This is a genomic window from Campylobacter sp. TTU-622, from assembly GCF_016598965.1.
Taxonomy (GTDB): domain Bacteria; phylum Campylobacterota; class Campylobacteria; order Campylobacterales; family Campylobacteraceae; genus Campylobacter_D.
This window is the reverse complement of record NZ_JAENKR010000249.1, coordinates 1-225: the sequence shown is the minus strand read 5'-3', so window position 1 is coordinate 225 and position 225 is coordinate 1. Positions and strand designations below refer to the sequence as shown.

Annotated in this window: 1 pseudogene; it reads left to right on the top strand. The window is 34.2% G+C overall.

Annotation, left to right across the window (positions count from 1 at the left end):
• Positions 1-225: pseudogene (locus tag JG677_RS08705) on the top strand (hypothetical protein); the annotation flags it as partial.

Sequence of the window (225 nt, the reverse complement as noted above, 5' to 3'; positions counted from 1 at the left end):
ATTTAACCTTAAAAAATGATTCTAGTGCAACCATTACAAGTGGTGTTACTAATAAAGGTAGCGGAACTATCTTCGTAAATAACCAAGGAACTATAGATAAGGATAGTAGTGGTAATAACTTAACCAATAATGGAAGCGGTGCCATAATCATAGAAGACTGGCTTGTTACTTCAGATGAATCAGGCAAATTAGACACTATAGTTGTAGGTGGAGATAATAAAGACA